The following is a 19,121-nucleotide window of genomic DNA, read 5'->3' on the forward strand; positions in this document are numbered from 1 at the left end:
AGCGTGCGCAGCTGCGCCGTCAGCGCGGCCAGCGTGGTGGGCGCGGTGGTGGCGAGGAAGCCGAGATCCTGCTCGCCAAAACGCGCATCCGCCGTCCAGCCCAGCCGCTTGCCGAGCTGGGCGTTGTTGCCGAGTTCCGGGTGGGCATCCAGCGGCAGGTGGTAGGCGAACAGGTTGATGTCGTGCTGGATCAGCCGCGCCAGGCGCTGTTTCATCCAGCCGGTCACGCGGCCATCCTGGCCACGCCAGAACAGGCCGTGGTGGACGAGGATGGCGTCGGCTTTCGCCTCGATAGCGGCATCGATCAACGCCAGGCTGGCAGTGACCCCGCAGACCAGCCGCTTGACCTCCGCACGGCCCTCGACCTGCAGGCCGTTCGGCCCATAATCTTTGAACCGTGTGGGCTCCAGCCATTGGTTGAGCTGGCGTTCCAGCGCGGCGCGATCGGTCATGGGCTTGTGAGGTGATGGGGTGTTGAAGCGGCTCTGGCTGATTTTCGCGCAGGCGGTCACGGTGGTGCTGGCCGCCATCTTCGTCGTCTCGACACTGAGGCCGCAGTGGCTGCAGCAAGCCCGCTGGCGCGAAGCGACGAATGCGGTGACGGCCCAGACCGCCCATCAGATCGCCCTGCCCCCGACACCGCCCGCCTCGGTCGTGCGCATCGGCTTCGCCCAGGCCGCGCGGGCCGCGTCGCCGGCCGTCGTCAGCATCACGGCCAGCAAGGCGTCGGGCCATGCGGCCGGCCGCGCGCGTGAACCGCTCTTCGGCTTCCCCGGCTTTCCTTTTGCCCCGCGCCAACCGCGCGGCAACCCGCAGTTGGGCCTGGGCTCGGGCGTCATCATCTCGGCCGACGGCGTGCTGCTGACGAACAACCATGTCGTCGAGGGCGCGTCCGACATCGAGGTGCAGCTCAGCGACGGCCGTCAGGCGCGCGCCAAGCTGCTGGGCACCGACCCCGAGACTGACATCGCGGTGCTGAAGATTGACCTGCCCGACCTGCCCGCCATCGCGCTCGGCGATGCGGCCAACCTGCAGGTGGGCGACGTGGTGCTGGCCATCGGCAACCCCTTCAACGTCGGCCAGACGGTCACCTCCGGCATCGTCTCGGCGCTGGGGCGCAACCAGCTCGGCATCAACACCTTCGAGAACTTCATCCAGACCGACGCGGCCATCAACCCCGGCAATTCGGGCGGCGCGCTGGTCGATGCGGACGGCCGGCTCATCGGCATCAACACGGCCATCTTCTCGCGCAGCGGTGGCAGCCTGGGCATCGGCTTCGCGATCCCCGTCGACGTGGCCCGCCAGGTAGCCGCGCGGCTTTATCGGCGTCACGACACGCGAACTGACACCCGAGCTGGCCGAGGCACTCAAGGTGGGCGACGCCAAGGGCGTGTTGGTTGGCGGCGTCAGCAATGACGGGCCGGCCGCCAAGGCTGGCATCAGGCCGGGCGACGTGATGACCCGCGTGGGCGAGCATGCCGTGACCACGCCGGCCGAGCTGCTGGCCAGCATCGCGGCGCTCAAGCCGCGCAGTCAGGTGGAAGTCGGTGTGCAGCGCGCCGGCAAGGCGATGACCTTCTCGATCACGCTGGCCCAGCGCGAGCGGCTCAAACCTCAGCGAGCGTCCGAAGAGGACTGATCCGTACTTTCTTCGGGCGCCTTGGTGTGCTTGACGAAGTAGCTGGCCGCGAACAGCCCCACCTCGTAGAGCAGGCACATCGGGATGGCCAGCGCCAGCTGCGAGACGATGTCCGGCGGCGTGATGACGGCCGCGATGATGAAGGCGACGACGATGAAGTAGCCACGCCATTCGCGCAGCTTCTCCACCGACACGATGCCCATGCGCGCCAGCACGACGACGATGACCGGCACCTCGAAGGCCGCGCCGAAGGCGATGAACATGTTCATGACGAAGCCGAGATAGGCCTCGATGTCAGGCGCTGCCGTGATGCTCTTGGGCGCAAAGCTCTGGATGAACTTGAACACCTGGCCGAAGACGAAGAAGTAGCAAAACGCCACGCCCGAGAAGAACAGCAGCGTGCTGGACACCACCAACGGCATCACCAGGCGCTTCTCGTGCGAGTACAGGCCCGGCGCGACGAAGGACCAGGCCTGGTAGAGCACGATGGGCAGGGCCAGCATGAAGCCGGCCAGCATCGTGATCTTGATGGGCACGAAGAACGGCGCGATGACGTTGGTCGCGATCATCTTGGTGCCTTCGGGCAAGTTGGCCACCAGCGGCGCGGCCAGCCAGTCGTAGAGCTGGCTGGGGCCGGGGTAGAGGCACAGCACGCCGAAACACACAGCGATGGCAAGGACGGCGCGCAGCAGCCGGTCGCGCAACTCCATCAGGTGGGCGACGAAGGGCTGCTCGGTGCCGGCCAGCTCGTCGTGGTCGGGCTTCTGGAAGGAACTCATCAACGGATACCGGGTGGCCGAAAGCGCGCCACGCGGGCGGCACCTGACTGGGTGTGGCGGCGCACGCCGGCCTTCTGCTTGAACCAGATCGGCGTGGCGCCGCGCTTGAGGCGCCAGTTCTTCTTCGGGTGGCGGTACTCGGGCGGCGGCGGGGCGAGGCTGTGATGCTCGTAGCTGCCGCTGCCGTCGCTGGTCACGTCGCTCCAGGTCTGGTTCAAGGCGCTGGTGGCGCTGTCCACTTCCTCGCGCACGCTGCGCTCGGCGTCATGCACGGCCGTCGTGAACTGGGACTTCATCTTCTGAAGCTCCTCCAGCTCGATGGAACGGTTGACCTCGGCCTTGACGTCAGCCACATAGCGCTGCGCCTTGCCGAGCAGAGTGCCGACCGTGCGGGCAACGCGCGGCAGCTTCTCGGGGCCGATGACGATCAGCGCGACCGCACCGATCAGCGCGATCTTGTCAAAACCGAAGTCAAGCACAGAAGCTGTGGGTTAGCCCCGCGCGACCGAGCAGGCCGTCGCGGCGGCGCCAATCAAGGCGCAAAGCGGAGCCGTAGCAGGGACTACGGCGAGCATTTGCAACGCCGAGTGGCGGCGTTGCGGCGGGATGAGCGGGCGTGAGGGGCTGACGCACAGCTTCTTATGACTTGGTCTTGGCGTCGACGTCCACGGTGTTCGGGTCGTTGACCTTGCTCGCCGTGACCTGCTGCGGCGGCTTGGCCAGGTCTTCGGACGTCGTGCCGTCCTTCACGCCGTCCTTGAAGCCCTTGACGGCGGCGCCGAGATCCGAGCCGACGTTACGCAGCTTCTTCGTGCCGAAGATGGCGATGACGACGACGAGAACGATCAGCCAGTGCCAAATACTGAATGAACCCATGATGCTTACTCCTTGAGGACTGGCTCAAATTCTAGGTGAGGGGCCGCCGGGCGCCCGACTGGTGCTGGCAGCGCGACGCGCAGGCGCCATATGGGGTTGAGGCTCAGCCTTTCAACCATGGCCGCGGGCCGCCCATGACGTGCAGGTGCAGGTGATACACCTCCTGACCACCATCAGGTCCGGTGTTGATGACATGCCGGAAACCGTTGGTAACGCCCAGCTCCTGCATCAGCTTGGGGCCGAGGGCGGCCATATGACCCAGCAGGCCGGCCTCCGCCTCGGTCACATCGGCCATGGAGGCGATGTGGCGTTTGGGGACGATGAGGACATGGACCGGGGCCCAGGGGTGGATGTCGTGGAAGGCGAWGACCTGCTCGTCTTCGTACACCTTCTTGCTCGGGATCTGGCCGGCGACGATCTTGCAGAACAGGCAGTTGGCGTCAGCGCTCATGGCTTGTTGGCTCCTCGTTGGGCAAATTCGGTCAGGCCGGACAGGCCCTCACGCCGGGCCAGCTCATTCAGCACGTCCTCGGGCTTGAGGCCGAAGTGCGCCAGTGCCACTAGGCTGTGGAACCACAGATCGGCCACCTCGTAGACGACCTTTTGGGGGTCGCCGTCCTTGGCGGCCATGACGGTCTCGGTGGCTTCCTCGCCGACCTTCTTCAGGATGGCGTCCAGGCCCTTGTCGAAGAGCTTGGCGACGTAACTCGTCGATGGATCAGCGCCCTTGCGCGATTCGATGACCGCGCCGACGCGGCGGAGGATGTCGTCACTCATAGATCTTGCTCGGGTCTTTCAGCACCGGCTCGGTGGCGCCCCAGACGCCGTTCTCCAGCTTTTGGAAGAAGCAACTGTGCCGGCCCGTGTGGCAGGCAATGCCGGGTTCGTGGCCAAGCTGGGTGATGGTCAGCAGCACGACGTCGTTGTCGCAGTCCATGCGGATGGCGTGCACCTGCTGGAAGTGGCCGCTCTCCTCGCCCTTGTGCCAGAGCTTGCTGCGCGAGCGGCTCCAGTAGACGGCTTGGCCGCGTTCGGCCGTCAGCGCCAGCGCCTCGCGGTTCATCCACGCGAACATCAGCACGTCGCCCGTGCCCTGCTCCTGGGCGATGACGGGCACCAGGCCCTTGTCGTCCCACTTCACTTCGTCAAGCCAGCTCATGGTTTCAGTCTAGGTGAGTGGGGCCGGCATGCTGGCGCTCTTCGGCGAACCACTGCAGCACGGGGATGGTGCCGGGCAGCACGGGCCTGACCTGCACCGGCAGACTCGCCCAGGCCATCTGCTGGCCCTCCAGCATCTGGAACTCGCCGGTCCAGTCGAAAACCTTGCAGAAGTTCAGGCGCACGCGGGCATGGGGGTAGTCCATGACCAGCGTCTGCCACGGGTGGGCGGCGCCGATGCGGATGCCAAGCTCCTCGTGCAGCTCGCGCGCCAGCGCCTGCTCGACGCTCTCGCCCGCCTCGACCTTGCCGCCAGGGAACTCCCAGTAGCCGGCGTAGACCTTGCCCTCGGGGCGCGAGGTCAGCAGGAACTGGCCGTCAGCAGCGACGAGCACGCCAACCGCGACCTCGGTGATTTCTCTCTCGCTCATTCGCCCCGCCCCGCCATGTCGCGCGCAAACTGATAGGCCACGCGGCCCGAGCGCGAGCCGCGCTCCAGCGCCCAGATCAGCGCCTGCTGGCGCGCGCCGGCTATTGCCGCCTCGTCCAGGCCGAAGTGGCGCAGCCACTGGCCGACGATGGCCAGGTATTCGTTCTGGCTGAAGGGATAAAAACTGATCCACAGACCGAAGCGCTCGGACAGCGAAATCTTCTCTTCCACAGCCTCGCCGGGATGGATCTCGCCATGCTCGCCATGCGTGCCGGCCAGGTTGTCGACCATCTTCTCGGGCAACAGGTGGCGGCGGTTGCTGGTGGCGTAGATCAGCACGTTGTCGGTGGCTGCGGCCACGGAGCCGTCGAGCACGCTCTTCAGCGCCTTGTAGCTGGCCTCGCCTTCGTCAAAGCTGAGGTCATCGCAGAAAACCACGAAGCGCTCGGGCCGGTCGGCGACCTGCTCGACGAGGTCCGGCAGGTCGACGAGGTCGGCCTTGTCCACTTCGATGAGGCGCAGGCCCTGGGCCGAGAACTCGTTCAGCACGGCCTTGATCAACGAGCTCTTGCCCGTGCCCTTGGCGCCCGTCAGCAGGACGTTGTTGGCCGGCCGGCCGGCGACGAACTGGGCGGTGTTGCGCAGCAGGCGTTCCTTCTGCGGCTCCACCTCGCGCAGGTCGGCCAGACGGATGCGGCTGACGGCGCGCACCGGCTCCAGCACCAGCGCGCCATGGCGGCGACGGGCGCGAAAAGCGGTGGACGCGGCCCAGTCGGGCGGCGTCGCGGCGTGGGGCAGGACCGCTTCGAGGCGGGTCAGCAGACCCTCGGCGCGGTTGAGGAAGGATTCCAGAGCGGCAGACATGCCGCCAGTTTAGGCGGGAGGCCTCAGCCGATAGTCTTGAGCGAAGCTTCCAACTGCTCCGTCGGCAGCCGCTTGAAGCCCGAGCGCGCATAGCGCTGCAGCCGGCCGATGATGAAGCTGACCCACACCGACGCCTGCACATTGGCCTGCACGGTGGGCGTGAGCGAGCCCTGGGCCTCGGCGGCCGTGCGCAGCACCTGGCGCAGTGAGGACTCGATGCGGTCGAAGAACTGGTTGACGCGGGCCGTCAGCCGCTCGTTCTCGTAGACCAGCGCGTCGCCCACCATCACGCGGGCCATGCCGGGGTTCTTCTCGCCGAACTGCAGGATGAGGCTGGCGATGCGCGCCGCAGCGCCCGGCGGCGGCAGCGGCTGGGGCCCGTCGACGATCTGATGGACCAGGCCGAAGACGCTGCTCTCGATAAAGTCGATGAGCGCCTCGAACATCTGCGCCTTGCTGGCGAAGTGGCGGTACAGCGCCGCCTCGCTGACGTCTAGCCTGGCGGCCAGCGCGGCCGTCGTGATGCGGTCGGCGCCGGGCTGCTCAAGCATGCTGGCCAGCACCTGCAGGATCTGCGTGCGGCGCTCGCCGGGCTTGGGGCGCTTCTTGGGGGTGGTGGGTGCGTCGGCGGGCTGGTCAGCGTCCATGCCGCAGATGCTAATCGCGCAGCCAGCCCAATCGCCTGGCTTCGTAGATCGCCTCGACCTTGGAGCGCACGTGCAGCTTGCGGTAGACCCGCTTCACGTAGGTCATGACCGTGTGCGGCGAGACCTGCATGAACTGCGCAATCTCGTCGAAGGTGAAGCCCTTGGCGGCCAGGTGCAGCACGCGCGACTCCTGCTCGGACAGGGCGACGACCTCCTCGTCGGCCATGGTCGCGGCCATCGCCTCGGGCGAGGGGCCGGTCGAGCCTTGAGCGCCAGGCGCCAGCCGAACCAGCAGGCGGCGGGCAATGATGGGGCTGATGGGGCTGCCGCCGGCGCGTAGGGACCGCAGCTGGCCCGGCAGGTCCAGCGCCAGGCTGTCCTTGAGCAGATAGCCGGTGGCGCCGGCCTCGATGCTGGCCACGACATGCTGCTCGTCGCCGAACACGGAGATGACCATGACCTCGCACTGCGGGCGGGTCTGGGCGGCGTGGCGGATCAACTCGATGCCGCTGCCGCCCGGCAGGTCCAGGTCGACGAGCAGGACGTCGGGCTGGAGCTGGTCGAACATGCGCCGGCCCTGGGGCAGGTCGGGCGCGATGCCCAGCAGTTCGATGTCGGGCACGCTGCCCAGGGCGTGGGTGAAGGCCTCCCGGAAACGGGCCTGGTCTTCGACGATAAGGACCGAGAACGGGGTCATTGACTCTGCTGCTTCTTCAAAGGCGGTAAGGCGACATTGTCGCGGTCAGGACAAGCCTTGCCCATTCATGTCTTCCTATAGAACTGGGGGGAGCGGGCCAGGGCGGCCAGCGAGCGCACGCGCCGGCTCACATAGGCGGGGCGGTGCTGAAGGCGCCGGCCATCGGCGGCCTTGCGCAGCCAGCGCTGCATCCAGACGGTCGCCATGCCGAGGCTGCGGGCCGCTTTCTGGTGGATCAGCGTGTCCTCCACCAGCACGCAGCGCCACGCCGGCAGGCCCAGCCTGGCCAGCACGACGCGGAACATGCGCGTGTCGGGCTTGGGCCGCGACTGGCCGAAGCAGGCCATGTCCTCGATGCAGATCAGCTTCTCGAAGACACCGCGCAGCCCGATGACGGCCAGCACGCGCTCGGCATAGGCGCGCGGCGCGTTCGTCATCAGAAACTTGCGGCCCGGCAGGCGCTTCAGCGCGGCCAGGTCATGCGCATGGCCATGCAGCTCGGTTTCCAGCCCGGGCAGCAGGTGCGTCTCGCGCAGGAAGTGAGCGGCCTTGACGCCGTGATGGCGCTGCAGCCCTGTCAGCGTGGCGCCGTAGCGGGCGAAATAGCCGTGGCGTAGTGCCACCGCGGCGTCCGTCGTCAGGCCGAGGTGGGTCTCGATGTAGGCCGTCATCGACGCGTTCAACAGCGGGAAGGCGCGATGCGAGGCGTTGTGCAGGGTGTCGTCGAGGTCGAACAGCCAGACCTTGTCGCGGGCGCTCACCGCGAAGAAATCATGGTGCCGTAAGCCTGGTCCGTCAGCACCTCCAGCAGCATCGCGTGCGGCACGCGGCCGTCGATGATGTGGACGGCGTTGACACCGCTCTTGGCCGCGTCGATGGCGCCGGCGATCTTGGGGATCATGCCGCCGCTGATGGTGCCGTCTTCCACCAGCTCGTCGATGCGGCGCGGCGTCAACTCGGTCAGCAGCTCGCCGTTCTTGTCCAGCACGCCGCGGATGTTGGTCAGCATCAGCAGCTTCTCGGCCTGCAGCACGGTGGCCAGCTTGGCGGCCACCACGTCGGCATTGATGTTGTAGCTCTCGTTGTGCTCGCCAAAGCCGATGGGGCTGACGACGGGGATGAACTGGTCGTCCTGCAGCGCCTTAACGACGCTGGGGTCGATGGAGACGATGTCGCCGACCTGGCCCACGTCGTGTTCCTTGCTGGGGTCGTCCTTGTCCACCATCCTCAGCTTGCGCGCGCGGATCATGCCGCCGTCCCGACCCGTCAGGCCCACGGCCTTGCCGCCGGCGGCGTTGATGAGGCCGACGATGTCCTGCTGCACCTGGCCGGCCAGCACCCATTCGACGACCTCCATGGTCTCTTCGTCCGTGACGCGCATGCCCTGGATGAACTCGCCCTTCTTGCCCAGGCGGCTCAAGGCGCCCTCGATCTGCGGCCCGCCGCCGTGCACGACGACCGGGTTCAGGCCCACCAGCTTGAGCAGCACGACGTCCTCGGCGAAGTCCTGCTGCAGGCCCGGGTCGGTCATCGCATTGCCGCCGTACTTGATGACGATGGTCTTGCCGTGGAAGCGGCGGATGTAGGGCAGTGCTTGCGACAGGATCTCGGCCTTCTCGCGCGGGGCGATGTGGGAGACGTCGGTGTTGTGGGGGGTGGTCATGGCTGCTCCGGGGGATTCACCAGCATTCTAGGAAGCCGGCGCGGCAGGTGTCGTCGTCAGGCCGTGTCTTTGAAGACCAGCTTGCACTGGCGCTGGTAGGCCCACCAGGCCGACACGCTGGCCGCCAGCCCGGCCGACAGCGCCGCCCAGCCGGCCACAGAGGCGTAGGCAAAGCCCGCTGCGCCGTTCTGCAGCCACTCGACGACGGCGAGCGCCGCGCACCCGCCAAGGAACATCTGCACGAAACGCAGCAGCCAGAACTTGATGAGGATGATCTTCACTGTCCCTCCCGAGCGGTCTTGCAAAAGGCGGCATTGTTGCCCGTGGCGAGAATGCCGCCATGCAAGCCAGCGCCTATCTGAAGCTCTCGGTCGCGACGGCCGTCGTGACCATAGCTCTGAAGACCGCCGCCTGGTGGTGGACGGGCTCGGTCAGCCTGGGGGCCGACGCACTCGAGTCGCTGGTCAACCTGGCCGGCGCGGTGTTCGCGCTGGCCATGGTCACGCTGGCCGCGCAGCCGCCGGACGCCGAGCACCCCTACGGCCACCACAAGGCCGAATACTTCTCCAGCGGCTTCGAGGGCATCCTCATCATCGTGGCGGCGTTGGGCATCTTCTGGGGCGCGGCGGACCGCTGGCGCCACCCCGAACCGCTGCATGCCATCGGCCTGGGCGTCACCCTCGCCGTCGTCAGCTCGGCACTGAACGGCGCGCTCGCCTGGGCCATGCTGCGCAAGGCGCGCGAGCTGCGCTCGGTGGCGCTGGCCGCCGACGCGCGCCACCTGATCACCGACGTGTGGACATCGGCCGGCGTCGTAGCCGGCCTGCTGGGTGTCATGGCGACCGGCTGGCACTGGCTGGACCCGTTGCTGGCCATCGTCGTGGCGCTGAACATCCTGCGCGAGGGCGTGCATCTGATGCGCGAGTCCACCCGCGGGCTGATGGACGAGGCGCTGGACGCCGAGTCGCTCGCCCAGGTGCAGGCCGTGCTGGACCGCTTCAGCCAGCCGCAGCCCGTGCGCTTCGATCACATCGTCAGCCGCACCGCCGGCCAGCGCCGTTTCGTGGACCTGCACATGCACATGCCCGCCAGCTGGACGCTGGGCCGCGCGGCCGCCCTGCGCGGCGACGTGGAACTGGCGCTGATGAAGGCCGTGCCGGGGTTGCGTGTCAGCATCCAGCTGCTGCCACAGGGCGTGGAAGCCCACACACTCGACGAGGAGGACCTGATTTGATCGCTGTGCTGCAACGGGTGCGCGAGGCGCGCGTGGAGGTAGGCGGCGCCGTCATCGGCGCCATCGGCCCAGGCTTGCTGATGCTGGTCTGTGCCGAGCCGACCGACACCGAGGCCATCGCCGAGAAGCTCATCGCCAAGGTGCTCAAGCTGCGCGTCTTCAGCGATGACGCCGGCAAGATGAACCGCAGCCTGCAGGACGTGGGCGGCGGGCTGCTCATCGTCAGCCAGTTCACGCTGGCGGCGGACGTGAGCGGCGGCAACCGGCCGAGCTTCACCGGCGCGGCGCCGGCTGAACAAGGCCGACGGCTCTACGAGCACGCGCTGGCGTTTGCGCGCCGCCAGCATGCCGTCGTTGCAAGCGGCGAGTTTGGGGCGGACATGCAGATCCACCTGATCAACGACGGCCCCGTCACCATCCCGCTGCGCCTGAACTGATGCCCACCGCACGCCAGTTGCTGACGCTGTGCGCCGCCGCGCTGTTGCCGCTGCTGGCCGTGCTGGCGGTGCAGGCCGTGCAGAAGCCCGACCCCGCCAGCCTGGGCGTTCGGGTGCTGCGCGAGGCACGCGTGCTGATGTCCGACGCCGCCACGCCGCCGGCCGAGCTGGCCAGCGCGCCGCTGCGCCGGCTGCCGCTGACGCGCGGCGCCGACGAGGCCTCGGCGCTGTGGCTGGCCATCCCGCTGCCGACGGCCAGCGGTCGGCCAGAGAGCCTGGCGCTGAGCTACCGGCCCGGGCTGACCGCCTATCTGGACGGCGTGGCCCTTGCCGCCGGGCCGGGTGACGCGGCCGGCACCGGCGAGCGCTTCGTGCTGGGCCACCAGCGCTGGGTGCTGGAGCTGCTGCCGGGCCTGCACCGCCAGCAGCCCGCCCAGGTGCTGCAGCTGCGCCTGGCCACGCCCGGCCCGACCGGCGCCGGCCTGGATGCACCGCTGCTTGGCCCGCCTGAAGCCGTGCGGGCGCTGGACAGCGGCCGCCGCCACTGGCAGCTGCTGCGCGCCGCGACGGCCCTGGGCGGCGTGCTGGTCGCCGCCTTCCTGGCCCTGGTGGCGCGCACGAGGCGCGATGAACCCCTCTACGCGCTCAGCGCCCTGCACGTCGCCCTGCTGGCCCTGCTGCTCAGCCCCTATGTGCTGCCCGACCAGCCCCTTCCCTCGCCCTGGTGGCGCATGCTGCTGGACGCGGCCGACCTGGCGGCCAAGCTGCTGCTGGTCGCCATCTGCGCCCGCCTGGCCCAGGCCTGGGCGCCTTGGCTGCGCCGGCTGCTGTGGGCCGTGGCCCTGGTCGGCCTGCCGCTGGACCTGCTGGCGGCGGCGCTGGGCTGGTCCTGGGGCCGCTTCGACCAGCCCTGGCCGTGGTGGGCCCTGGGTTCGAGGACGCTGCTGTTCGGCCTGGCCTGGAGCCTGGCGCTGCGCGCCCTGCGCGAGCGCGCCACGCCATCCACCTGGGGCACGGCGCTGCTGGTGGGTTTTTCGGCGGCCACCTGGGCCTGGGTCAGCCTCAGCGTGCTGGTGCTGGAGCGGCCCGTCGTGGACGCCAACGCGCTGGCCCACGCGGGTTGGGTGGCCTGGGTCGCGCTGCTGCTGCAACGCCACTTCAATGACGGCGCACGGCGCGAGCGCCAGCTGCGCGAACACCTCAGCCTGGAGCTGGCGCAGCGCCGCCGCGAGCTGGAAGCGGTGTTCGCGGCCCATGCCCAGGCCGAACGCGAGCGCGCCGCCAGCGAGCAGCGCCGCCGCCTGCTGCAGGACCTGCACGACGGCCTGGGCGCCCGCCTGCTGAGCGTGCGCCTGCGCGCACCCGACCTGGACGCCGCGGCCCTGGCCGAGGCGCTGGACGACTGCCTGCTGGAGATGCGCCTGTCCGTTGACACGCTCGCCCAGGACGATGGCGACTTGGGCGTGCTGCTGGGGAGCTGGCGCCAGCGCATCGAGCCGGTGCTGCGCAGCGGCAGCTGCGTGATGGACTGGCGCGTCGCCCATGCGCCCCACCTGCCCTGCCTGGCTGGCGGCGGCGCGCTGGAGCTGGTGCGCGGCCTGCAGGAGCTGACCAGCAACGCGCTGCGCCACGGCGGCGCGCGGCGCCTCATCGTCGCGACCGAGGCGGACGATCAGGCGGTGACGGTCTGGCTGGTGGACGATGGCAGCGGCATGGCCGCCGACGCGCGTGTGGGCCAGGGCCGGCGCAGCGTCGTGCAGCGCGCCGAGCGCCTGGGCGGCGCCGTCAGCTGGCATTCACCAGGGCCGGCGCGCTGGGCATCGGCGAACACCGGCACGGCGGTCGCCTGGCGAATTCCGCTCAGGTAATCAGGCCCAGCCGGCGGGCCTGCGCCAGGGCCTGCGTCTTGGAATGCGCCTGCAGCTTGCGGTAGCAGCGCTTGACGTGGGTGGACACGGTATTGAGGCTGATGGCCAGTTGGCCGGCAATCTCGTCGTATTGATAGCCGCGCGCCACGGCCTCCAGGATCTGGGCTTCGCGCGCCGACAGGCTGACGTCGGACACCGCCGGCAGTGGCAGCGCGGGCCGCGTGGGTGCTGTGGGTTGGGCAACGGGCGTGAGCCGCCGCAGCAGCTGGCGCGCGAGCACGGGGCTCAGCGGCGCGCCACCTTCGCGCAGGCTCTGCAGTTGCTCGACAAGGCGGCTCGCCTGGCCCTGCTTGAGCAGATAGCCGCCGGCACCGGCGGCCAGCGCGGCCAGCACGCTGTCTTCGTCGCCCAGCGTCGTGATGACAACCACCTCGGTCTCGGGCAGCTCGGCCGCGGCGGCCTCGATGAGGCGCAGTCCGCTGCCCGAGGGCAATTGCAGGTCGACGAGCAGCAGGTCGGGCCGCACACGGCGCAGCAGCTGCAGCCCGTCCGGCAGGTCAGCCGCCGTGCCGACCAGCTCGAAGCCGTCGGCCTGCATGACCGCCGAGGCCAGCGCGCCCCGGAAGGCGGCCTCGTCCTCGATCAGGGCAGTGCGTAGCGGCGCGGTCGACATGCAACGGATTGTGAAGCGCGGGTGGCGGCGGCGGCGCCCGCTTCACCTGAATGGGTGACGGCTTTCAACCAATCTCGATAGTCCAACGATTGACGCTGCGCGGCGCCGGCCGAGCCAGCGCCAGCGCGCCGACGCGGTAGGCATGGGGGCGGCGCTGTGTCGCCAGGTCCTGCCCGTTCTCGTCGCGCACACGCTCGACGCCATGGCCGCGCGCCCCGACGCGGTAGGTCAGCTCGAAGCGCAGGTCGGCCAGCGTCAGCTGCACTGTCAGCCCGTCCAGCACGGCCGGCATGACGGGGTCGACCACCAGTTCCTCATGCTCCAGCCGCAGGCCCAGCAGCGAGCCGATCACCAGGCCCAGCGCGATGCCGGGGCCGCTGGAGTAGATGCGCCAGCCGCCGTCCAGCGCGACCTCGCCGGCCAGCGCGCGGCCGTACTCGGCCTGGGCGACATAACGGTCCGAAAAGGCGGCATCGGAGCTGGAGTAGTAGCAGTTGGCCTGGCGCGCGCTGGCACTCGGCACGCGCTCCGCGAGCGCGATCGGGTGGGCCAGCGTGAGCGCCTGCAGGAAGGCTTCGGCGTGGCCCAGGTGGGCCAGCATCTGCGCGTACCGCAGATGGGCGTGCATGTACATGATGCCGATCTCGCGGCCGAAGAAGCTGCTGGTCTCGGCGCGCTGGAAGAAGCGCGACGGCCCACCGCGATAGGGCAGCGGCGCGTCGAAGAGGCGGGCACCGTCCGGCCCCTTGAGATGCCGCTCGATCAGCTCGGCCTGCAGCCGCGCCTGCTCGGGCGTGAACAGGCTGTCCAGCACGGCGTGCATCATCGGCAGCAGGCTGTAGCGCAGGCCGGTGCGGGTGTCGCGCGGGTGTATCCACAGCTCGCGCTCGCCCTGCTCCGGGAAGAGGGCATAGCCGGCAACGACGTCGTCCTGCACCAGCAGGCGCTGGAACTCGGCGCGCACGCCGGCGGCCTCGGCCACCAGGCCGGCGGCCTGCGCGGTGCGGCCGATGCGGCCAAAGGCGGTGGCCAGCGTGTGCAGCGTCTGGTGATGCAGCGTGACCGTCCAGGCGCTGCACATGCGCTCGCGCAGCGCCGGGTCGGCGGGCTGGAGCGAGTCGTTCCAGTCGCCATGCCAGTAGGCGGCCAGGCCGGTGCCGGGCACGACGCGCCGGCGGATCAGCGCCAGGGCCTGCTCGACGTGGGCGGAGAGCAGAACCGCTTCGCCGTCGTGGAAGCTCAGCACCTCGTCGAGCAGGCTCGCGTCGCCCGAGGCGATCAGGTATTGCGCCAGTCCCAGCAGGGGCCAGAAGACGATGTCGCCATGCGAGTCACCGGCGCGGATGTCGCGCTCGCGCTCGAAGAACATGAACCACTGGGGCCAGTCGCCGTCGGGGTTCTGGGCCGCGAAGACGCGCAGCAGCAGGTCGCGCACGGGGGCGGGCTGGCCCAGCGCCAGCAGCATTTCCAGCGGGCCCTGGCAGACGTCGCGCGTGCCCCAACCGCCGCCGGAATACTGCTCCAGGCCGCGCGGCGACAGGTAGTGCACCAGCGCGTTGTGGGCGTACCAGGGCAAGATGTCGCGCAGCTGGGCCAGCGCCGGGTGGGCCAGCTGCCACTGCGGAAGCGCCAGCGGCTGGGCTGCTGTCAGCTGGGGCGGCGTGGCGTGCAGCAGCTCGCCGCGCAGCGTCATGGCGACGGCGGTGGCCGGTGCGAAGTCCAGCACCAGCAGCGGCTCGCCGCGGCTGACGCCGTCGTCGTAGAGCCGGCCGTCGTCGCCGACGATGGCCAGGCCAGGCGCTTCGATGACGAACGCGCCGTCGGGGAAGCGCTCGGCCAGACCGCTGCCCTCGGGCGGCGTGATGCGCAGAACGTCGCCGCTGTGCACCCAGGCGGGCTTGAGCGGCTCGGCGCCGTCGTCGCCGCCGAGCGCGAGGTTGAGGCTGGCGCGCACGCGCAGCGGGGCGCCTTGCAGCGCGTTCAGCGCGAAGCCCATGGTGTCGGGCGCGGCGCCGGCCTCAGCGACCACCTCGATGAGGCCGCCCGCGTGGGCGTAAAGCCAGCGGCAGCGCTGCGGCTGCATCTCGAAGGCGGAGGGCAGGCCCAGCAACTGCCAGTCGCCGCCCTCTTGCTGCACGAACAGGCGCAGGCCGGCCGTGCGGAATAGCCCCAGCAGGCTGCGCTGCGTGGACAGCAGGCGGTTGATGCTGACGTGGCCCTGGGTCAGCATGGAGTGGAAGACGCCGCCCATCCAGCAGGTGGACGTCAGCGCGCCTTCGTCGGGCAGCAGGTGGTCGCCGCTGCGCAGGATGTGGCCGTGCGGGCGCCGCACCAGCAGCTCCTTGGCGCGCAGCACGACGTGGCTCGCCTCGTCGGCAAAGAAGCTCAGCAGTTGATCGCCCTGCCACTCCTCGTGGCGCAGCTTGCCGGGAAAGTCGAGATCCAGGCAGGCGAGCTGCGGCGCAGTGGCAAACAGGCTGGCGGCGGGCGGCAGGCCGGGCATGTCGACCGGGTCGGCGGCCTGCGCCTCGGGCAGGGCCAGCAGCGCGGCCAGGCGGGCCAGGTCGGCGTCGCCGCTGGCCTCGGGGTGGTGGGCTTGCAGCGTCAGGAAGAAGCCGGCGGCGACGCTGGCACCGGGCGCGAGGGTGAGGGGTTCGTCCTGCAGCGCGACGACGGCGTGCTCCTGCTGCAGGCGCTGGCCCGGCAGGCCGGCGACGAGCGCGGGTGGCGCCAGGCCTTCGCGGGCGGCGTGGCCCCAGACCTGGGCGGCGTCGGTCGCAAAGCTCTCGGCGCGGCGCAGCGAGCCGGCCAGCAGCCAGGGGTGTTGGCCCTGCTGCGCCTGGTTCTGGCGCACGGCCAGCAGCACGCCGTGGGTCGCGTTGTGCAGCGGCTGCAGGTCGAGGTAGTGGCTGACGTAGAACTCGTTGGTGCGCACCGCGCCGTAGTCGGCCAGGCCCACGTCGTGCACGAGAACGGGGGCGATCTCGCAGGTGGCAGCGCTGTTGTTCTCGGCCAGCAGATGCCAGAACAACGTGGCCTCATCGGCCGCCAGGCGCAGCTGCAGGCGCAGGGCCAGGCCTTGCCAGTCGCCACGCATCTCGAAGGCGCCCTCCTCCGCATGCACGCTCAGCGGCGACTGCGGGCCGAGCAGCGGCTGGGCCTGCCAAGCGCCGCCGTCATTGCGCCAGCGCAGCCAGACATTGGCCGGCCCGCCTTCGAGCTCGTTGCCGGGGAAGAGGTTGAGCATCAAGCCCGGCGCGTGCATCAGGCGGCGCAGCGCGCCGTGGGACAGCAGCTCGGCTTCGAGGCCGGCCTGGTTGCGGATCAGGTGCACAGTCATCGTCAGGTCTGTCGTTGGGCGAGCAGCCACGGCAGCAGTTCGGGATCGTTGTAGGCGGGCGTCCAGGAGTCGTGGCCCACGCCGGGGTAGATGGTCAGCGAGGCCTTGCCCCCGGCCGCGCGCAGCGCTTCGACACAGGCCACATGGGGCGCCAGCGGCACGGCCTTGTCCTCGTCGCCGTGGTAGGCGCGCACCGGCACGTCGCGCATGGCGGCAACCTTGGTCACGTCGCCAAAGCCGCAAACAGGGGCGATGGCCGCCAGGTCGCGCGGATAGGTGCAGGCCCAGTTCCACATGCCATACCCGCCGAGCGACAGGCCCGTGCCCACGCAGCGCCGCGGGTCGATGTGCAACCGAGCCTTCAGCGCACCGAGCAGCCGATGCAGGCGCTCCGGGTCCCAGCGAAGACCGTCTTCCAGCTGCGGGCTGACGAGGATGGCGGGGTAGGCCTGGCCCTGCGCCACCAGCTTGGGCGGGCCGTGGACCTTGACCTTCTCCATGTCCGTGCCGCGCTCGCCCGAGCCGTGCAGGAAGACGACCAGCGGCCAGCGCTCGCTGCGCTGCGTGTACTCGCGCGGCAGCCAGACCCAGAAGCGCTGGCCCTCCAGCTCCCAGGCGCGCTGCTCGCCGGCGGCCAGACCGGCCGGCACGGTTGGCGGCAGGGCCGCACAAGCACTCAACAGCACAGGCGTCGTCACCAGCAGTTGGCGGCGGTTGATCGTCATGGCGTGGGCTCCAGTTGAACGGTGTTGGCGCCGGCAGGCAGAGGCAGTTCGCGGCCCTGCCAGGTCAGTACGCGGGTGTCGACGTTAGCGTGCGGCAGCGGCCCGGCGCCCGGCCAGGCCAGGCGCAATTCACCGGGCAGGCGGTCGGGGCGGCGGTCGATGTGCAGCGTCCAGCCGCCGCCCTCGCGCTTGAGCAGGCGGTAGTCCAGCCGGCCCCAGGCGGTGGACAGGCCGGTCACACCGATGTCGCCGGCCGCACGCCAGGCGGGCGACAGGCCGGCGCCAAGCACGAGGCTGCCAGTGCTTTCGCGCTCGTAGGCCAGCAGGTCCAGCGCGGCGCGCAGGTAGTCGGACGAGATCCAGGCATGCGGCATGTCGCCCAGGAACTGGACCTTGCGCGCGTCGGGCAGCACCACCTCGGCCCACTGGTTCCAGCCGGCCGGGCGCTGGTGGGTGAAGAACCAGGCCAGCAGCCGGTGGGCGTCGTCCACGCGGCCCAGGCGCGCGAGGGCGCTGACGTTGCGCAGCTCGTAGGGCGTGTAGTCCTTCCACACTTTGGCACCGGTGATGCGGGCATCGGCCTCGGCCACATAGCGGTCGAAGGTGGCGCGCAGCAGCGCAGGATCCAGCTTGTCGGCCTGAGCGGGGTTGAGCGCCATGGTCGTGGACGTGGCATCGAAGTCGCCGCGGTCGGCGGCGCCGGCGATGTGGTCGAGCTTGTAGTGCGCGGCGGTCGCGGTGATGGACGCGCCGAGGTCGGCCTCGAACTCGTCGCGTGAGACGGCCCAGCGGACGGCGTTGGCCGTGTCGCCGAGGGCCCGCGCGATCTGCACCGCGTCCTTGTAGCCGCGCAGCGCCCAGAAGTCGTCCCAATAGGAATAGGCCGGCTTGTCGCTGTAGCCCTCGTGGCTGATCGAAGGTGGCATCAGCCCTTTGAATCTTGGCTCGGCGCCGGGCTTGCGTTCGCTCAGGCGCAACGCCTCCATCCACGCCACCACCTTCTGCACCTTGGCCCAGTGCCGCTCCAGTAGCGCGCGGTCTTGCGTGTGACGCCACAGCTCGGCGACGGCAAACAGGTACTGGCCGTGGCTGTCATTCTCCGCGACGGGGTCCGCACCGCGCTGGTCCACACAGCAGGGCACCTTGCCGGAGTCAAAGATGTAGCCGCCAAACCAGTCGACGAACTCCCTCGCCGCCTGCACCTCGCCCATGCGCACGAGGCCGGCCACCATCATGGCGCCGTCGCGAATCCACGAGCGGGCGTAGGACCGCGTACCCGGCCGCAGCGCAGGGCCGTCGCGGGAGACCAGGATCTGCGCCAGGGCGCTGCGCATGGTGTCGGCGACGGGCTGGGCTTGCGGGGGCAGAGCAAGCTGCAGCACGCCGAGGCGGTCGCGCCACTGAGCGGCGGCAACGGCCAGGCGGGTGTCGAGGGCGGCGGCATCGCCGCCAGACACCCAGCCGAAGCTGCGCGCCTCGCCGGGGGCCAGTTCGGCGTCAAAGCGCATCAGTGCCGAGGGCAGCTGTTCGTTGTCCGTCAGGTGGGTCAGCGGCGGCGCTTGCAGCAAGGACGCGAGGCCGGGGCCGGCGCTCCAAGACGCGGCACGGACTTCGGCGGGCGTCTCGCGCGGCTTGACGTTCAGGCCTGCCGCGGTGAGCTGGCCCTGGCCCCAGGCCAGCGCGGGCAAGGGGCTGATGCCGCCCGGCGTCGACAGGAACTGCTGCGGCGGGTTGACCTGCCAGGGGCGCAGCGCGAGCAGCAGCGAGTAGCGCTGCGGCTTGCTCGTCGGGTTGCGCAGCGTGTAGCGGGCCAGCAGTTGCGGGGCCTTGGCCGGGCCGTCGGCTGCTGCTTCGACACGCAACTCAACCTCCGCGTGCCGCCATTGCACGACGGGCAATGCGTGCTCGACGAGGCCGTGCTCGATGCGCACCTGCGCCCAGGTGACGAGGCGGCCGTCGGCCAGCCGCACGGCCGGCTCGATGCTCGGGCCGCCGCGCGTCAACTCGATGGCGCCGTCTTCGCTGATGAGGCCGGAGCGTTGCGCGCCGCCGTCCACGCCGACGACCGTCCAGTAGTTCTGCTCGCCGATG

Annotated in this window: 21 protein-coding genes and 1 pseudogene; 4 read left to right on the forward strand and 18 right to left on the reverse strand. The window is 70.0% G+C overall.

Going from position 1 to position 19,121, the window contains the following annotated elements:
* The coding region (locus tag ACXRVZ_RS25380) for a Nif3-like dinuclear metal center hexameric protein (RefSeq protein ID WP_458232978.1) at positions 1–452 on the reverse strand (452 nt) is incomplete at its 3' end.
* A gap of 22 nt (positions 453–474) precedes the next feature.
* On the opposite strand from ACXRVZ_RS25380, the pseudogene ACXRVZ_RS25385 reads away from it, so the two are divergent.
* Positions 475–1,639: pseudogene (locus tag ACXRVZ_RS25385) on the forward strand (S1C family serine protease).
* On the opposite strand, the gene tatC reads toward ACXRVZ_RS25385, so the two are convergent.
* The 13 genes from tatC to ACXRVZ_RS25450 all read right to left on the reverse strand — a co-directional run bounded on the left by tatC (position 1,615) and on the right by ACXRVZ_RS25450 (position 9,034).
* On the reverse strand, positions 1,615–2,418 hold the full coding sequence (gene tatC / locus ACXRVZ_RS25390) for a twin-arginine translocase subunit TatC (protein WP_457421420.1): 804 nt from the start codon (positions 2,416–2,418) through the stop codon (positions 1,615–1,617). The pseudogene ACXRVZ_RS25385 and the gene tatC sit on opposite strands and share 25 nt — an antisense overlap.
* Entirely contained in the window at positions 2,418–2,897 is a 480-nt protein-coding gene (tatB, locus tag ACXRVZ_RS25395) for a Sec-independent protein translocase protein TatB (protein ID WP_458232979.1), read from the reverse strand. Before tatB ends, tatC begins: the two co-directional genes overlap by 1 nt.
* A 160-nt stretch (positions 2,898–3,057) precedes the next feature.
* Positions 3,058–3,294 (reverse strand): Sec-independent protein translocase subunit TatA, encoded by a 237-nt coding sequence (tatA, locus tag ACXRVZ_RS25400; protein ID WP_457421416.1) that lies wholly within the window; start codon positions 3,292–3,294, stop codon positions 3,058–3,060.
* A 103-nt stretch (positions 3,295–3,397) separates the two neighbouring features.
* The gene (locus tag ACXRVZ_RS25405) at positions 3,398–3,745 is read right to left on the reverse strand and encodes a histidine triad nucleotide-binding protein (RefSeq protein WP_458232980.1); all 348 of its coding nucleotides are present in this window, start codon (positions 3,743–3,745) and stop codon (positions 3,398–3,400) included.
* Complete coding sequence (locus tag ACXRVZ_RS25410; RefSeq protein WP_457421412.1) at positions 3,742–4,071, reverse strand: phosphoribosyl-ATP diphosphatase; 330 nt, start codon at positions 4,069–4,071, stop codon at positions 3,742–3,744. The genes ACXRVZ_RS25405 and ACXRVZ_RS25410 overlap by 4 nt, the downstream gene beginning before the upstream one ends.
* Positions 4,064–4,453, reverse strand: coding sequence for a phosphoribosyl-AMP cyclohydrolase (hisI, locus tag ACXRVZ_RS25415; protein WP_457421410.1), 390 nt, complete (start codon positions 4,451–4,453; stop codon positions 4,064–4,066). The genes ACXRVZ_RS25410 and hisI overlap by 8 nt, the downstream gene beginning before the upstream one ends.
* 4 nt (positions 4,454–4,457) lie before the next feature.
* Positions 4,458–4,883, reverse strand: a complete 426-nt coding sequence (locus ACXRVZ_RS25420) for an NUDIX domain-containing protein (protein WP_457421408.1) — start codon at positions 4,881–4,883, stop codon at positions 4,458–4,460.
* Positions 4,880–5,746, reverse strand: a complete 867-nt coding sequence (locus ACXRVZ_RS25425) for an ATP-binding protein (protein ID WP_457421406.1) — start codon at positions 5,744–5,746, stop codon at positions 4,880–4,882. Before ACXRVZ_RS25425 ends, ACXRVZ_RS25420 begins: the two co-directional genes overlap by 4 nt.
* A 23-nt stretch (positions 5,747–5,769) precedes the next feature.
* Positions 5,770–6,393 (reverse strand): nucleoid occlusion factor SlmA, encoded by a 624-nt coding sequence (gene slmA, locus ACXRVZ_RS25430; RefSeq protein WP_457421404.1) that lies wholly within the window; start codon positions 6,391–6,393, stop codon positions 5,770–5,772.
* A 10-nt stretch (positions 6,394–6,403) separates the two neighbouring features.
* A complete protein-coding gene (locus tag ACXRVZ_RS25435) occupies positions 6,404–7,090 on the reverse strand; it encodes a response regulator (RefSeq protein WP_457421402.1) in 687 nt (228 codons plus the stop codon).
* Between the two features lie 65 nt (positions 7,091–7,155).
* Positions 7,156–7,851, reverse strand: a complete 696-nt coding sequence (locus ACXRVZ_RS25440; RefSeq protein ID WP_457421400.1) for a pyrimidine 5'-nucleotidase — start codon at positions 7,849–7,851, stop codon at positions 7,156–7,158.
* Positions 7,848–8,753, reverse strand: coding sequence for an acetylglutamate kinase (gene argB, locus ACXRVZ_RS25445; RefSeq protein ID WP_458232981.1), 906 nt, complete (start codon positions 8,751–8,753; stop codon positions 7,848–7,850). Before argB ends, ACXRVZ_RS25440 begins: the two co-directional genes overlap by 4 nt.
* A gap of 56 nt (positions 8,754–8,809) precedes the next feature.
* The gene (locus ACXRVZ_RS25450; protein ID WP_457421396.1) at positions 8,810–9,034 is read right to left on the reverse strand and encodes a hypothetical protein; all 225 of its coding nucleotides are present in this window, start codon (positions 9,032–9,034) and stop codon (positions 8,810–8,812) included.
* 59 nt (positions 9,035–9,093) lie between these two features.
* Here ACXRVZ_RS25450 and ACXRVZ_RS25455 point away from each other — a divergent pair, with 59 nt between their 5' ends.
* From ACXRVZ_RS25455 to ACXRVZ_RS25465, 3 genes are read left to right on the forward strand one after another with little or no spacing between them, the layout of a single operon-like run.
* Positions 9,094–9,987, forward strand: coding sequence for a cation diffusion facilitator family transporter (locus ACXRVZ_RS25455; protein ID WP_457421394.1), 894 nt, complete (start codon positions 9,094–9,096; stop codon positions 9,985–9,987).
* Positions 9,984–10,424, forward strand: a complete 441-nt coding sequence (gene dtd, locus ACXRVZ_RS25460; RefSeq protein WP_457421392.1) for a D-aminoacyl-tRNA deacylase — start codon at positions 9,984–9,986, stop codon at positions 10,422–10,424. The genes ACXRVZ_RS25455 and dtd overlap by 4 nt, the downstream gene beginning before the upstream one ends.
* On the forward strand, positions 10,424–12,292 hold the full coding sequence (locus ACXRVZ_RS25465) for a hypothetical protein (RefSeq protein ID WP_457421390.1): 1,869 nt from the start codon (positions 10,424–10,426) through the stop codon (positions 12,290–12,292). Before dtd ends, ACXRVZ_RS25465 begins: the two co-directional genes overlap by 1 nt.
* On the opposite strand, the gene ACXRVZ_RS25470 is transcribed toward ACXRVZ_RS25465, so the two are convergent.
* The 4 genes from ACXRVZ_RS25470 to ACXRVZ_RS25485 all read right to left on the reverse strand — a co-directional run.
* Complete coding sequence (locus ACXRVZ_RS25470) at positions 12,285–12,965, reverse strand: response regulator (protein WP_457421388.1); 681 nt, start codon at positions 12,963–12,965, stop codon at positions 12,285–12,287. The two genes, ACXRVZ_RS25465 and ACXRVZ_RS25470, sit on opposite strands and share 8 nt — an antisense overlap.
* A 64-nt stretch (positions 12,966–13,029) precedes the next feature.
* Entirely contained in the window at positions 13,030–16,305 is a 3,276-nt protein-coding gene (locus ACXRVZ_RS25475; RefSeq protein ID WP_457421386.1) for a GH36-type glycosyl hydrolase domain-containing protein, read from the reverse strand.
* A 2-nt stretch (positions 16,306–16,307) separates the two neighbouring features.
* Positions 16,308–17,030, reverse strand: coding sequence for a carboxylesterase family protein (locus tag ACXRVZ_RS25480; RefSeq protein ID WP_457421384.1), 723 nt, complete (start codon positions 17,028–17,030; stop codon positions 16,308–16,310).
* A partial coding sequence (locus ACXRVZ_RS25485; protein WP_458232982.1) for a hypothetical protein occupies positions 17,027–19,121 on the reverse strand: 2,095 nt, incomplete at its 5' end. The genes ACXRVZ_RS25480 and ACXRVZ_RS25485, both read right to left, overlap by 4 nt.

The organism is Roseateles sp. P5_E8, from assembly GCF_054177665.1.